10 protein-coding genes are annotated in these 14384 nt (G+C 52.1%); 3 read left to right on the top strand and 7 right to left on the bottom strand.

Annotated features, from left to right (window positions below; genetic code table 11):
• Window positions 1–5 precede the first annotated feature (5 nt).
• Window positions 6–1376, bottom strand: a complete 1371-nt coding sequence (locus tag ACFQ2I_RS16670; protein ID WP_377566192.1) for a glycoside hydrolase family 140 protein — start codon at window positions 1374–1376, stop codon at window positions 6–8.
• A gap of 162 nt (window positions 1377–1538) precedes the next feature.
• Here ACFQ2I_RS16670 and ACFQ2I_RS16665 point away from each other — a divergent pair, with 162 nt between their 5' ends.
• Both ACFQ2I_RS16665 and ACFQ2I_RS16660 read left to right on the top strand, forming a co-directional pair.
• Window positions 1539–1871: a hypothetical protein gene (locus tag ACFQ2I_RS16665; RefSeq protein WP_377566190.1), complete on the top strand. Its 333-nt coding sequence runs from the start codon at window positions 1539–1541 to the stop codon at window positions 1869–1871.
• A gap of 18 nt (window positions 1872–1889) precedes the next feature.
• On the top strand, window positions 1890–2828 hold the full coding sequence (locus ACFQ2I_RS16660; protein ID WP_377566188.1) for an SGNH/GDSL hydrolase family protein: 939 nt from the start codon (window positions 1890–1892) through the stop codon (window positions 2826–2828).
• A gap of 173 nt (window positions 2829–3001) precedes the next feature.
• Here the strand turns inward: ACFQ2I_RS16660 and ACFQ2I_RS16655 are convergent, their stop codons facing one another.
• Window positions 3002–5563 (bottom strand): glycosyl hydrolase, encoded by a 2562-nt coding sequence (locus ACFQ2I_RS16655; protein ID WP_377566186.1) that lies wholly within the window; start codon window positions 5561–5563, stop codon window positions 3002–3004.
• A gap of 273 nt (window positions 5564–5836) precedes the next feature.
• Window positions 5837–7126 carry a class II aldolase/adducin family protein gene (locus ACFQ2I_RS16650; protein WP_377566184.1) on the bottom strand — a complete coding sequence of 430 codons (1290 nt, stop codon included), beginning with the start codon at window positions 7124–7126 and terminating at the stop codon, window positions 5837–5839.
• 205 nt (window positions 7127–7331) lie between these two features.
• On the opposite strand from ACFQ2I_RS16650, the gene ACFQ2I_RS16645 reads away from it, so the two are divergent.
• The gene (locus ACFQ2I_RS16645) at window positions 7332–8417 is read left to right on the top strand and encodes a Gfo/Idh/MocA family protein (protein ID WP_377566182.1); all 1086 of its coding nucleotides are present in this window, start codon (window positions 7332–7334) and stop codon (window positions 8415–8417) included.
• 100 nt (window positions 8418–8517) lie between these two features.
• Here the strand turns inward: ACFQ2I_RS16645 and ACFQ2I_RS16640 are convergent, their stop codons facing one another.
• The 4 genes from ACFQ2I_RS16640 to ACFQ2I_RS16625 all read right to left on the bottom strand — a co-directional run bounded on the left by ACFQ2I_RS16640 (window position 8518) and on the right by ACFQ2I_RS16625 (window position 14355).
• Complete coding sequence (locus ACFQ2I_RS16640; RefSeq protein ID WP_377566180.1) at window positions 8518–9726, bottom strand: YecA family protein; 1209 nt, start codon at window positions 9724–9726, stop codon at window positions 8518–8520.
• Window positions 9727–9892: 166 nt separating this feature from the next.
• Window positions 9893–10831 carry a VanW family protein gene (locus ACFQ2I_RS16635; RefSeq protein WP_377566178.1) on the bottom strand — a complete coding sequence of 313 codons (939 nt, stop codon included), beginning with the start codon at window positions 10829–10831 and terminating at the stop codon, window positions 9893–9895.
• 135 nt (window positions 10832–10966) lie between these two features.
• Window positions 10967–13192, bottom strand: a complete 2226-nt coding sequence (locus tag ACFQ2I_RS16630; protein WP_377566176.1) for a right-handed parallel beta-helix repeat-containing protein — start codon at window positions 13190–13192, stop codon at window positions 10967–10969.
• Between the two features lie 101 nt (window positions 13193–13293).
• Window positions 13294–14355 carry an HD domain-containing phosphohydrolase gene (locus tag ACFQ2I_RS16625; RefSeq protein WP_377566174.1) on the bottom strand — a complete coding sequence of 354 codons (1062 nt, stop codon included), beginning with the start codon at window positions 14353–14355 and terminating at the stop codon, window positions 13294–13296.
• Between the last annotated feature and the right edge of the window lie 29 nt (window positions 14356–14384).

Genomic DNA, 14384 nt, shown 5'->3' with positions numbered 1-14384 from the left:
CATAATTAAGTTTTTATTCCATCTTCTTCTATCGTTCGGCTCGGGCAGGACTCTTTGCTTAAGACCAGCACCCAATCGTTGCCTCTGCCGCTTGACGGGCATACATATCTGCGCTTTCCCTCTCCCGGAAAGGTTCCTACATCCGTATAGCTTCCGTCTCTCGGATTAAACCATGAAGTATGGACTTTCTCCCAGCCAATCCATCCCATAGAGACGTCGACGTATAACCCGTTAGGACAATAGATCATGGAAGCGTTCCGCCCTTTCAGTCCCGTCCTATAATTCGCTCCTTCGAAATTCGTCGCAATCAACTGCTGGTCTGGCTCGCTTCCCTCCATGCTGAATTGCTGCCACAGCTCCTTCAAATAGCGCATTTGGCCGGCTCCGGGCCTATGCAGCCCGTCCTTCCAATGCATAATAAAAAAAACGCCGGACTCGTTCATGCTTACGGAATCGTAGAACCCGTCGCACATCGCCCATACCGAATGATGGCCGTACGTATGGCCGCAAGCCCCTGAGAATATCGCATAATAAGCAGCGCGACGCACATCGGCCTCGTCGAAATATCCGTTACGAGGATGGAATGCCCGCGGAATATCCTCATAACAAGGCTCCCCGTCCAATACAGGCTTCACCGGTACACGTTCATAGTCGGCTGCTACCATCCGATAGTTCGCCGGTTCCATCTCGCCGTGCCCGGATTGAAGCATATTGAAGTCCAGCCACTTCTCGCCATGAACATGATAAGACGAAGAGGAGCTGCCCTTGGGATGAAACGTCATTAGATGGCGGCCGCCATCGCCTTCTTTTAAACCGCAAGCCATGCTATTCACAATCTCGAAGTGTGACCGGGTATGCAGCCCGCGGTCGCCTCCGAGCACCCAGATCAGATGAGGGGCGTCTCGATAACGCCGGCCCAGCCATTTGCCGTATTCGTAAGCATTGTTTTTGGTGAAAATTTCCACACCTTTACTATGTTGCGCATTAAATTTATCGCCCCAGGTCGGCAGCATTGCAATGTAAATACCCATCGCACCTGCCGTATTCACGATATGATCAACATGGTCCCAATACGAATACTCCCCGTTCTCATCAGGTTTCGTCGGGTCGAACTTCCCCGCATCATCCTGAAATAACGGGAGTCGGCCATAGGCATTTCCCATCGTCAGTCCTTCGTGCTCTGCAAGTGCTACCGCCTGCACGACATTAAAGCCTTGCTCGGCCCGGCATGCCAAATAATGCCGGGCATCCTCGCGATCCAACTTATGGAACAGCTCCCATGCTGTGTCGCCCAGCCAAAAAAAAGGGGCGCCGTCTTCATACGTGAGATATCTCCCGGAATCGCTCACTTTAAGCTTCTGCATCGTAACGCCCAATGTTCAAGACCTCCTTCCGATGCCCCTACAGTATCGAATCCGACGACTCCCTACAATACCTTCGAAGCAAGTGGTTGAAAATGGGCAACGGAGTTAAAAAAGTCTCCTAGGCCGCCCTTTTAGGGCTGATATACAATGAACGCATGAGAGGAGGAGAATAAAATGACTGCTTATGAACGGAACGCGCCGGCTCCGCCGCAAGCGCATATTTATTTGCCCACCGCAAATACATCGCAAAGCAACCCGATGGATATGGGCGGTTGTTCGAATTGCCGGATTTATCTGCTGGCATCCGGAGATGCAGGCGAAATAGACGTCATCATGAAAGGTGCGCCGAACGAAGCAGGACCGTATCTAGATGAAATCAGTGAGCACGCAAAGCTTTCAGGCGTTAAAGATAGCGTCTCTTACGTACTCCGGGATACCTCTCGATTTTTAATCGTGGAAGCGCCAAAGCTCCAAGGCAGCTGGACCATTTGGGTTGTGCCGATATGAGGATGAGGAGGAAACAGCTTGACTGTAAGTAAAATTGAAAATATGGCTTTAACCTATAAAGGCTCATGGACCGTGCTGCACGATGAACAAGCAAGTCTCGACAGCCGGCACGAATCATGTCATGGGAGGAACACTCCAGCAACTGCGCATTGGGAGGGCTACTTCAGCGCTATACAGCTTTATGCTTCTACCGGGACAGCCCTGGGTATTGCCGAAATATGGATCGACGATGAATTCCGCTCCTTTATCGATCTGTATGACAAGGATAACAACGATTGCGTATGCGTCATGTCAATGGACATCTGCCCCGGATTCCATACGGTGGAAATACGAAAAAGCGGCAGGAAGCATCCGCTGTCCTCCGCTTATTCCATTACTATCGACTATTTAATGGCCGCATTCGCGCGGCCGGAGCCAGCAACGATTCGCCAAATCGTATGCATCGGCGATTCCATTACGTTTGGCGCGAACGTCGAGGACAGACCACAGCAGTTGTTCGGGCGCAAGCTTCAGGCGATGCTGTCGTCTCCCGTCAGCATTCACGGCTTATCCGGCGCTCCCATAAGCAGGATCACGACTGTTCTTGATGCCGTTGCCGCGCCCCGGAATCCCGACCTGATTCTGTGGCTCGCCGGCATGAACGATGGGGATCCCTACGAGCCTTTGCTTGAAGGAATTTGGAAAATAAAAGAGCTAATGCCGCAGGCCAAACTCATTGTGTCCAACATTCCTTATAACACTTACTATACGGAGGAGCAAAACGATGCCAAGGCGTTCGGAGTCTTGAAGGCTTGCAGGGAGACGGGTGTAGCTTGCGCAAACTTGTATGAGTCTACCCGGGGCAATTCTTCGCTCCATTTGCCGGAAGGCACTGTTCATCCCAATGCCGACGGGCATACGTTAATTGCCGCATTATTTTACAAGGAGATTATGAAGCTGAATCGGTCCAACCATTAACGTCCTTCCGAACAAACGGACGCACGTAATCGATGTCACTGTGGCATCAATCCAGCCATGAAATACTCCTCACCGGAATATAGCATCCTAACAGGTCAAAGCTACTAACGGGAGGACTAGACTGCCTGCAGCAGTCCTAGTCCTCCCGTTTTGGCTTCGCATTCGTTTCCTGGTTAAGGCGTACTGCCTTTATATACGGAGAGGTTATCGAACTCCGCGTTTACCGTGTCGCCAATCAGGCAAGCCTCGCCTGTCAGAATGATCTTAATGTCTGTATGCCAGGTGACTGCCGTGCTGGCACGTTCAACGCCGTCAATGTAGAATTTCACTGTGCTGCCGTCATGAACCATTTTCATACGGTGATTGCCCCGGTCGCCGTCGTTCCAGACCAGATTATCACTGCTTCCATCCTTGTTGAATACCCATCTGTTATACTCGCCGCTCTGGGCGAAATGGATATATTGCGACGGGCCCACATATAACCAGACGGCGCTGCGGAATCCGACTCCCGATCCATCAAGCGACACCCGGTCGACCTCTACGGTCAGCGGCGCTTCCGGAGTTGCCCGGAAGGTAGGGATGCTGCGCAACGACTTGCCCGCCCAGGTTCCGATATCGGTCGTTCCGGCAAGCTTCAGCGTTCCGTCCGCTACAGAAGCCGTTAACGCAGAGGCCGATGTGGAGCGAAGTCCCTGATTGACGATCGTCCACTTGCTCGTATCCACCGCATGGCCTGTGAACTCGTCTTGCATGGAAGTCGACAGCGGGCTGGCGAATGTCTCCCGGGAATTGCCGATTTCGCCAACGGCATTCTCCGCTGACACGACATAATAATAGCGGGTAGATGCATTCACGTCGGTGTCGGTATAGGTTGTCTCCGTCAATTCGGCGGCGATAGCCGTGTAGGGACCGCCCGGATTTATGCTGCGCTTGACGGTATAACCCGTCGCGCCTGCGGATGGCAGCCAGTTCAGTACGATCATGTCCTCTTCACCTGATGCGGTCAAGCCGGCTGCCTCGAATCGAACTACCGCATAGCTGTACACATCGGGATTTATATTGCTCGTTGCCTTGATGATCGCCTGTCGCATCGCCGGCATAGTGGATGGAGCATGATACACGCCGCCGTTGCTAATTGTGCCGTAATCCGGCCCCCCCAGCACCGACCACTTCACACCGCCAATTCCGTTTAGGACGCAAGCTTTGAATTTGATCTTTTCTCCCCATGTCACCGATTGGTCCGCGGACATAATTTCGATTTGCGTTTCATCCGGGACTGTTGTATACACGGCAACGCTGTTGGCTGGCAGCAGATCATCGTTGAACTGGCTCGCTACCTGTGCCCATCGCTTATCGGCCGGAAGCAGGTTGGCATTCGCCGACGGCACTACTTCCTCTGAATACAGATGACGCTCCACCGATTTATTGATCGCAGACGTAAAGTTAATCGTCACATTTTTGTCTACGGTCTTGCTGCTGTTCACGACAAACACGGAATAGTTCCCGTCCGGCAAGCGGACCGAAGAGACATGAAGATCCGGATCGGGCGATTCCGTGGACAGTACTTCGGAGTGAGACTCAATATAACGCGAGAATAAACCGAATGCGTAGTAGGACGGGTTCGGCGTAGCCGTGATCGGCATCCAGCGGTACAGCCCGTAGGCGTTATTGTCCAGGAAATCAAGCGGCTCCGGCAGACGCTGATCCGCGAAGCGCCAGTATAAGAGTGCGGAAGCGTTGTTCCTCATACCGGACACCATCAGGTCCGCTACGCTAACGCCGTATTGATACGTCTTCCGGCTGTCGGGGCTTGCAATACCTGCAAATTCTGTGATCATGAATGGCTTCCCGGTGGGATTAACGTAATTCAAGCGTGTCGTCAACCAGCTCTGAAGCGTGGCATAATCCTGTCCGTAAGCATGTCCATCGTAAATGTCGAGCACACCGTCCATTTGCTGAACCGCGTACTGCGTCCAGTTCGCGGCGCCGGACTCGTCGGGTCCGATCAGTTTGACCTGTGAGCGGATACCGTCGGCTGTAAGCCGATTGTGAATGGCTTGATACATATCCCTGTAATAGTTCGGCTTGCTTACATTCGCAGGGGTAGCGAAGCTAGCGAGATTGGGCTCGTTGTAGGACATCACGTACTTAATATTGGTATACCCCTTGGTATTGATCAGATGCTGCAAGGTGGCTGATACCCACTCGCCCCACTCGGCCAGATCGGTTGGCGCGCTGAGCTCCGGCCGCGGCAGTCCCGGAAACCCCAGCCAGCTCTGGTTCTCCTCTGTCATAGCCAAGCCTGCGATCAGCATAACGTCAATATCCTGTGACTTCAGGTAATCCAGCACCTCGTAAACCGCTTGCATTTTGGAGCTGTTCGTTTGCATACCCGACCAGTTGATGACAGCAGGGTCATTGTTGTCGTTCGCGGGCTCCATCCAGTCGACCTGGTACCATACGCGCACGATATCAGGCTTCAGCTTGGCTATCCGGTGCTTCTCCATTTCCCACCAGTTGTCATTGAACCCGTCTCCCAGGCTTTCCTCCATGTACGCAAACGGATCGTATTCAGCGCCGATTCCGAGGAAATCCGGGTTGATAACATCTGCTTGGTCGACGGTAATGGTAGCAGCAGCGATTTGCGCTTTGGACTGCACCGGTTTGACGAACACCAACGGCAAAAGCAGCAACATACACAGCAGCACTTGGACTGATTTCAGGTTCATTCGCATAAATTCTCTCTCCTTCTTTTTAGTAAAACGCTTTCAAACTTGCTTGATTCGCGATACAAGCCGATGCCTAATGGTACCCGTTAACACCTCCCAGCAAGAACAGCAGATTGGGGGAACACATTCATCGTACCATCGGCGGGAAATGATGGAACTTGTTCATTTTCTACTTCATTATCCTCTGTTAACTTCATTGTTCAGAATGGAAAAAGCCCCCGACCAGTCGAAAACTCGACTGTCCGGAGGTCTTCCTTCCACCTTCAGCCGCATAAGCCGTCAATTCAGCTTGAACGCTACCTCCAGCTCTTTTATTCTGTCCCCGTCGATATGAACGATGTCGCCAAGCGCTGTTGCCGCGAGAACGGACTTGGCGCTATATTCGGCTACCTCCAGCCGATCGAAGGCTTCCAGCAGGCTTCTCCCCGCCACAATGACGCAGTTGTTGTTCACGATTGCGATCGGTGTGGAAGGCGTGAACGTCTCCGAAGTTCGAACGGGGTCCTGATAGACGGCGTCAAACTTCAGCTTGGGAGTGCTTCTTAGTAGGATATAGCTCTCCGGTATCGTGCGCGAATCGAACTCGGTGTCCGTGACGGCAAAAGCCATAATATGAGGCGGATGAGCGATCAGAACCGCATTGACGTGCGGCTGATTCTCATAAATGGACTGATGCAGTTGAAAGGACTTGCTTGGCATCTTGTCTTCCTCCGCCTTCCCGTCCCTGACCAGCACCATATCTTCGGGCTGAATATAGTTACGATCTGCGCCATACGGCGTGATCAAGAAATCGTTGCCCTCCACTCTGCAAGAGAACGTGCCCTGTGTACTGGTGAACAACTTTTGCTTATAGGCACGGTGAATAAGTCTGCACAGCTCGCGGCGGATTTCCTTCTCGTAGGTGGTCATGCCGTCCCGCCGGAACGTTTCGATGGAATGACTTGTTGTGTTGCGCATTGTCTCATAATCTTCGTCTGTCAGCAGCTTCAGCTTTCCTACCCGTCGTGCTTCAATTTCCAGTCTAGCGCAGAAATCCAACGTTTCGAAGCGTTGGAACGCACTGAACAAATCCTCGGCCCCGACCACGACGCCGTGGTTCTCCAGCATGACCGAGTGCATGCCTTGCCTGAACACATCCGCAATATTTTTGCCAAGTTCCTCACTGCCGGGTAGCGCATACGGCGCCATGCCGATCGGGCCGCATATTTGACGCTCGTAAGGAAGCAATCTTGTATCTGGCACTTGCCGAACGATGCTGAACGCGACCAGAGCGGGCGGATGGGCGTGAACTATCGCTTTCAGATCCGGGCGAGCGGCATAGATGAGACGATGAAAGGGCAATTCGCTGGACGGCCGATGGATCCCATGCAGATCGCCGTTCGCTTTGACACATACCATATCGCGGCTGGTTAACGTGCCTTTATCCACGCCTGCAGGGGTAATCCAGATATCTCCATTGTCGTCCAGAATGGAGATATTGCCGCCGGATGTCGTTGTCATGCCATATTCATAAATGCGATTCATATACAGCAGCAGCTGATCAGCGGGATGCATGATTTCTGTTTTCATGTTTATTTACCTCTACTTTCTTCCGATTATGATTGTTTGTTTTTGTTCATTATAACCGATTGAAAGCAGAAGCAGTGAGATTTTTGTCACACACCATAGAATATGTCATTCACCCGGATATGTCGCAATGACGCACTATTATGCTCAATATCGGAATGTTAGAATGAAGGGAAGCACGAAGTCTGATATTAGGAGATGACCACATATGAGAAAAATTCGAGTAGGCATCATCGGAAGCGGAGGCATCGCAGCCGGCCATCTGAGAGCTTATCAAGCCATGGACAATGTAGAAATAGCCGCGGCTGCGGACATCGTGCCCGGGAAGGCGAGGCAATTCCTGGATGAGGCAGGACTGCATGATGCAACCGCCTTCGAGGATCACCGCAAGCTGCTGGAATTGGAGCTGGACGGAGTAAGCATCTGTACGCCGAACGTGTCTCATTACGGCACGACAATCGACGCGCTGCAGGCCGGTAAGAAAGTGTTGCTGGAGAAGCCGATGTCTGTCACTCTAGAGGAAGCTGTGCACATGGTGCAAGTATCGAAGGACACGGGGCTAATGCTGTCGGTCGGCTTCCAGCCGCGCTACGACCCTAATACGAAGCTCATTCGCGACGTTGTACAGGGCGGCAAGCTGGGGAAGGTTTACTATGTGGAAGTGGGAGGCGGCAGACGCCGCGGCATGCCTGGAGGCACCTTTATTCGCAAGGAGCTGGCCGGTGCCGGCGCGATGGCGGACATTGGCTGCTACTCGCTCGACTTTGCGTTGCATGCGCTTGGGTATCCCAAGCCGCTCACCGTATCCGCGATGACGTCCAACTACTTCGGAAGCAATCCGGCTTATCATGCGGAAGCGTCCCGCTTCGATGTCGAGGACTTCGGCTCGGCCTTCATCCGTCTGGAAGGAGGCATCGTCCTGCAGTTCAAGATCTCGTGGGCGATGCATATGGATACACTCGGCGCATCGATGTTCCTTGGCACCGACGCTGGCTTGAAGGTGACGCCTTATGGCGAAGGACCGTGGTCGGGCGTGTGGGACGGTCAGGTCGGCAGCATGACGCTGTTCCACGATATGATGGGGCAGCATACGCATACCCCGATACCGCGTATACAACATAGTCTGAACGTCTTCGAGGAGAAGGTGAAGGACTTCGTGCGTGCGATCCGGGAAGATGAGCCTGCGCCAATTCCGGCGGAAGAGATTCTATACAATCAAGCCATTATTGACGGCATTCTCCGCTCAGCAGCCATTAACAAAGAAGTAGATATCGATCTGCCATCCCATCTGTAGCTCCTTGAGCCGGGCTTGCTTTCCATCGATTAACGGGGCATAGAAAAATACAAAGGGGTGTCGCGAATGAGGAAACCCTCGTTAGCGACACCCCTTGCTGTTATTTGGCGCAGCACTTCTTGTATTTCTTGCCGCTGCCGCACAGACACGGCTCATTCCGACCTACCTTCTTGGCGGAAGCCAATTGTTGCTTGCTGCCGCCGTTCACAAGCAGCGGACCGTTATAACGGCTGCCGCTATCCGTCAATTGATCGGAAGCATACCCCTTCAAAAACCATTGTCTCGTACCGTTCATTAGCGCCACCAGCTTCTCGATCAACGGCACCGGATCGCCGGACTCCATATCCAACTGATCGCCCAGATAATGGGCAATGTTCGGCATCGGCTCCCCGATACGGGTCGCATAAACGCATTCTTCCGCCAATTCATCAGCTTCCTCCACACTTAGTCCGTATTGCCGGACCAGTTCACTGACGAACGTGCGGTAGCTGGCGTTACGATCTACGAAGCCGGGTTCACCCGCTTCCAGCAACTCTTCCCTGGTGAAGGAATGGAAGGGAACGGATTCTCTTAGCTTATGCTCATTCAGTACCCTTCTTGAATCCAATACCCGCTCATTGGACAGGCCCGCTTCATCTAGCATGATGCCATCATTCGACGCTATGTCATCTACCAGCACTGCGGTCAACCGCTCTGTCGCCAGTGATTGCTCCTCCATGCGGCTTAATAACTCGTACAGATTGGAAGTCTTCAAAGTGCCGTAGTAATACAGCATACCTCTGGTCATTCTGATCCATTCCCAATTACGGCGAATGACCGCTTCATAGGCCGCTGAATCGAGCTTACAGAACGTTTCCAGCACTTCCTGAGGAGCTACAACAGAATTTTTGCCGTTCCATTTTCCAGTATATAGCAGCCCTCGAAGCAATAGCAGATCGAGCTCGCTCTCCCAGTTCATCTCCATCTCCGTGTGTCCTCCGTTCCGGACCACCGCTTGCAGCAGCTGATACTGCTTCAGCGACAGAGAATGAAGAACTTCCGAGAGTCTCTCGGCGATTGTCTGCGCAATGACATCAACCAAAGCTGACTTATTGAGCCTGCTTGCATTCTCAATACCGTAACGAGTGCGAATGACGGTCAGTTCATCCTTCGTAAGCCTGGACAAGCCCTCTTGCAAGGTTAAAGGCGTGTCGATAGTGCGCCATCGCTTGTTATCCTCACTGTCCCCCCTCATCTTCATTAGCTTGGTCGCCAATGCCGTTTGTTCCTGAAGCCCGGCATGTGCTTTCTCTTGTTGTAATGCTAACATCCTGATTACTTTCTCCTTTCACACCGTACACGTCTTTATCCATTAACGTTCCCCATTATAACATAACTTAGGACGCCTCGGGTGCTTGCAGCCATGCATATCCCGTCTCTGAAGGAACAGGTACGCTTCTATAACAAAGCGCCCCTGCCAAGACAGGGACGCTTCGCTATTGGATGCTGTGCGCATTGGCTTCATCCACTTTAACTTCCTCCGGCAGCCGTCTGGAGGCGCTAGGCACTTGCCTTGGATGAAGCTCGATCAATTCAGAAGAGCAGATAACAATACTGACCTGTCCGTAGCCGTAAAACGTTCGAATCAGAACAGGTTGATTGTACGGATTTTCGAAGACGAAATCGGGTCCGTACCAGCTTACAGTCGCATCTCGTCCGGCAGGTACATAAGGGACTCTCCGGCTGTGGGAGTATCTCTCGACAATGGTCAAGCCGGCCCGATCAACTGCATTGAACAGCGTGGAGGACACTTGGCAAATCCCTCCCCCGATATCCTCATAGAGCTCGCCGCGCACGATAACCGGCGCTTTCAAGTATCCCTTCTCCTTCGTTCGCTTTCCAACAACCGCATTGAAGGAGAATCGCTCTCCTGGAAATACGACAACATTATTGACGGCCTTCGCCGCCAAATCAATATTATGAGAACGATTCTGATTGCGACTGTTGAAGTAAGTGGCGTATTGGCCGATCTTCCTTACTTTAATAGCGGATAGCACTTCACTGTCCACTCTGGGATAGACTACTCTGGTCGGCACATCGACTATGGAAGGCTCTCCTTCGTAGACATAACCGTATATCAACTCCTGGAACGTTCTCTTGTCCAATATAGAGCCCGTCTGCTCCGGTATAATTCCTCCGGCGCTGTTCAACGTCGCATTGACGGGAGCGATCTCCACCTTAGGCGCAACTTCTTTCATCAGCTTCTCCATTCGCTCCTCCAACAGAATCGGGACACCGCTCATCGGGTATACAATTTCCTCTTCGTTCACTTTAAGCAACGTATTGCCCTCATGCCGGATGTCGAGCGGCTCCGCATGCAGCGCCTGCCCTCCTTGTCCAAGCAGTAGAAGCGATAACAGTATCTTCCATCCCATCTTCCATCAACTCCCCAGCTTGAAGTAACTGGATTAGTATGTGCGAATGTCAGGACAGACATGCCTACAGTACCAACTAGTCTTGGCCTTATCCATTAGATAACGATAAGATTCAGCTTCTCATGGCGGGATTATTCATTCCGTCACATCAGTGGCCTTCACCTGCAACCTGGCAATTCCAAGCTCGTTGTCCTTCACCACATAGGGAGGCGCGCCTGTACCTGCGTACAAGGTCGAGATACCGACCGCATCGATGTTAGTCTCCAACGTATTGCCTGTTATTGTCGCCTGCAGAATGTCGTGCGGCTCCTCGCGGTGCCAGTAATTGTTCAGCCTGATCAGCTCCACTTTGTTGGAGGTGAGCGACGGGGCAACAATGGTGTTGTTCAACAACGACAGCTGTTTGGCCGCATCGATTGTAATAGCGCTGGTATTGCCGCTGAGCCGGAACGTGGAATGCTTGATCGTCAGATCCAGATCCGCATGGCCAGCTGTCATATTAACGCTCGCTGTCTTGCTTGAGACGAATGTGCAGTCGTTGAACCTATATGGGCCTCTCCCGCCTACGCCGATCGAACCGAAGCTCTCCCCTTCCGCGCCTTCGAGATAGCATCGATTGTAAGTAGCCGGTGGCAAAGATACCCCGTATTGGGAGTTGAAGCCGACGACTCGCAGATCATTGATGATGCTTCCGGACTCAATACCACCTTGCACGGAACGAAGCTTGGGCGTCCCTTCAATCGTGATGCGGTCGAGCCTAATCCGCTTGCCCCATAGCGACAGCCCAGCTTCCGCTTCCGCATTCGTGATGCGGATGTTCACATCTGAAGCCCGTACGCCGAACGGCTCAGAGGCGGCGATGGACAATGTCGCGTTTGTCAATGACATACCGTCTATAACAATGTTGGGACCTGTCAAGGTCGTATAGCTGTCATTTAACCGGTTATCTTTGAACACAACATCATGGTAGGCGATAATGCGCGTTCCGTCGAAATGATTGTTCCGTATAAGCGCGCCGGTGAAAGGTTCAGATACCGCAAGTCCGATCGCCCCCTTGGAGCCCATATAATTGTGCTCCACCAGCGCATCCCTGCCATCATAGAGAATTAGATCGTAGGAAGCATTGTTATGAAATCGGTTGCTCCTGATAATAATATTGCTGTTGCGATGACCATTCTCGCCGAAGCCGCCCTCCAGATCGATGCCGGATTGGGGCATCGTTCCTTTCATATGATGCAGCTCATTGTTCACAATCAATATCCCGTCCCCACCTACGACTGATATGCCCTGTCTTCTGTTATAAGCGAACTCGGAATCCTTCACGACAACATCGCTGCTGACGACTCTGTTCCATACTTCAATATAGGCATTCTTTTGTTCCGACTGGTTGAATACAAGGTGAAAGGAGCTTGCCCCATCGGGAATCGCCATCATATCTCTTACCTTCTTGTCCGTTAATTTCTGCAGCAGCTTACCGGTTCCGTTATAGAAGTAAATATCGTAGCTTCTGTTCAAATGCTTCGCATTAGACAGCTCGAACACGCCTTGTTCCTTGAAAATGTCGTGCTGGAGGCTGACAGGTTCCTTCGTCCTGATCTTCCCGGCGGCCTCGACAGGCTTCCCTTTGTCGTCTATTCCCCCGGTTTCGAAGTGATTCTCGTACAAGTCCTTCGTCATCGTACCTGTACCCGCTATAAGCAACCCATCACCCGTAAATTGCTCCGCCTTCACGTCTTCGATTGTAACAGCGCTAGCTCCTCTAAGCGCTATGCCGTGTCCACCCTCATGCGTTCCGGCGGAATAGGGATGGTCCTTGCCGGAATAATCGTGCATATCCTTATCGCCGCGGTAGATGCCTCCTCGAAGGGTAACATTGCTCACGCCATAGCCGACGACCAAGATTTCATAATTTTCTTTGCCGTTCGTCTCCTTTTGCAGCACAACATCGTCAGGTAGCTGGAATACCATATTAGATACCATTGCAATATGGCTGTCCTTATCGATCGAGTAGTTCCCGGGAGGTAGTGTAACAGCGTCAATTCCGGTCGAATGAGCCCATTCCAGAGCTCTGTTCAAGCCGCTCGTCGTCTCCTTAGGAGCGGTTCCATCATTCCTGATGCCCCATCTCCCAATATCAATCTGTAGAGGTGTGCCTTGCCACCTCGCATTCATTGCGCCTGCCGGTTCACCGTTGCTATGCGACTCGCTTGCGCCTAGCGCAGCCTTCCCTTGTTGAATGACTGCCGTGAGGCTTAGCGGCTTCACGCTCGTCTCATTGCCTGATGCAAGCAATTGCGGCCACATGGCCAGTTGCAGCATCCAAAGCAAATTAATCAGCACCTTCATCACTGTCTCCATCATCCTTCCGTTCTCTATTCACGCTTATACAGCAACTTCACTTCCTCTCACTATAACACAAAATATTCTCTATAAAGAACACCTAGGCAATGATTGAACGGGATCTATTGCCAATCCCGTTCAATTAAAGCTACAAAAACTCTCGTTATCGCAGGGTCGAAATGCCTGCCGCTCTGGCGCTTCACTTCATCAAGCGCTTCGCCTGAAGTCCAGGCGCGCTTGTAAGGACGATCATGAGTGAGCGCGTCATAAAAGTCAGCAAGCGCTACAATCCTTGCCTCTATAGGAATACGCTCGCCGGCAAGCCCGTCGGGGTATCCGCTGCCGTCCCACTTCTCATGATGCCATCTTGCGATAATGCTGGCCATCTTCAATACATCGAAGCTGCTGCCTTCCAATATGTCCGCTCCGATAATCGTGTGCTTCTTCATGGCTTCGAATTCATCAAGCTCATAACGACCCGGCTTCAGCAACAGCTGGTCCGAGATGCCGATCTTGCCGATGTCGTGCAGTGGCGCAGCCTTCGCAATCATTGACGCTTGCTCTTGCGGCAACCCCAGCTCAAGCGCAATCAACTCCGACAACCGTCCTACTCGCTGCGTATGCTGACCTGTCATGTCGTCGCGATACTCCGATGTGCGGCCCAGCAGTTCCAGTATTTCCAGCTTCGTCCGGTTCAGCTCCTCCGTTCGCTCCGCCACCTTCGCTTCCAGCGTTTCATTATAATGCTGCAATTGCTTATGGAGAAATCTCGTTTTGAGTAAATTGCTCATACGGAGAATAACCTCGGTTCGATCTAGCGGCTTGGTCAGAAAATCGTTCGCACCAGCCTGCAGCGCCGTCTGTTTCGTGGCTGCCGTAACGTCCGCAGTCAGCATTAACACGGGAAGATAATTCTTGTCTCCCATCATATGTCTGATCTTAGCCAGCACCCCCATCCCGTCGATCCCCGGCATATGCAAGTCCAACAGAACGATATCTGGATCGAACTCCCGAAGAAGACGTTCTGCTTGCAACGAATCGGTCGTGCTGCTTAGCTGATGGAAGGAAGCACGTCTCAGCATCCTCTCCAGCAGACTGATATTGTACTCTTGATCGTCGATAATTAATATTCTGGCATCCGTCAGAGGAGCGGCAAACTCCATGCCGTCCGTTTCCATCCCCATAGCACTAGTACACTCCTTACTACGATGTA

Origin of the sequence: Paenibacillus chungangensis, from assembly GCF_042675905.1 — a bacterium.
GTDB lineage: Bacteria > Bacillota > Bacilli > Paenibacillales > Paenibacillaceae > Pristimantibacillus > Pristimantibacillus chungangensis.
The sequence above is the reverse complement of the archived record's forward strand: the minus strand, read 5'-3'. Positions and strand labels throughout refer to the sequence as shown.

Excerpts from the sequence above, each read along its gene's own strand:
- ACFQ2I_RS16665 (WP_377566190.1), top strand. The coding sequence starts at position 1,539 with ATGACTGCTTATGAACGGAACGCGCCGGCTCCGCCGCAAGCGCATATT.
- ACFQ2I_RS16655 (WP_377566186.1), bottom strand. The coding sequence starts at position 5,563 with ATGCGAATGAACCTGAAATCAGTCCAAGTGCTGCTGTGTATGTTGCTG.
- ACFQ2I_RS16650 (WP_377566184.1), bottom strand. The coding sequence starts at position 7,126 with ATGAAAACAGAAATCATGCATCCCGCTGATCAGCTGCTGCTGTATATG.
- ACFQ2I_RS16645 (WP_377566182.1), top strand. The coding sequence starts at position 7,332 with ATGAGAAAAATTCGAGTAGGCATCATCGGAAGCGGAGGCATCGCAGCC.
- ACFQ2I_RS16640 (WP_377566180.1), bottom strand. The coding sequence starts at position 9,726 with ATGTTAGCATTACAACAAGAGAAAGCACATGCCGGGCTTCAGGAACAA.
- ACFQ2I_RS16635 (WP_377566178.1), bottom strand. The coding sequence starts at position 10,831 with ATGGGATGGAAGATACTGTTATCGCTTCTACTGCTTGGACAAGGAGGG.
- ACFQ2I_RS16630 (WP_377566176.1), bottom strand. The coding sequence starts at position 13,192 with ATGATGGAGACAGTGATGAAGGTGCTGATTAATTTGCTTTGGATGCTG.
- ACFQ2I_RS16625 (WP_377566174.1), bottom strand. The coding sequence starts at position 14,355 with ATGGGGATGGAAACGGACGGCATGGAGTTTGCCGCTCCTCTGACGGAT.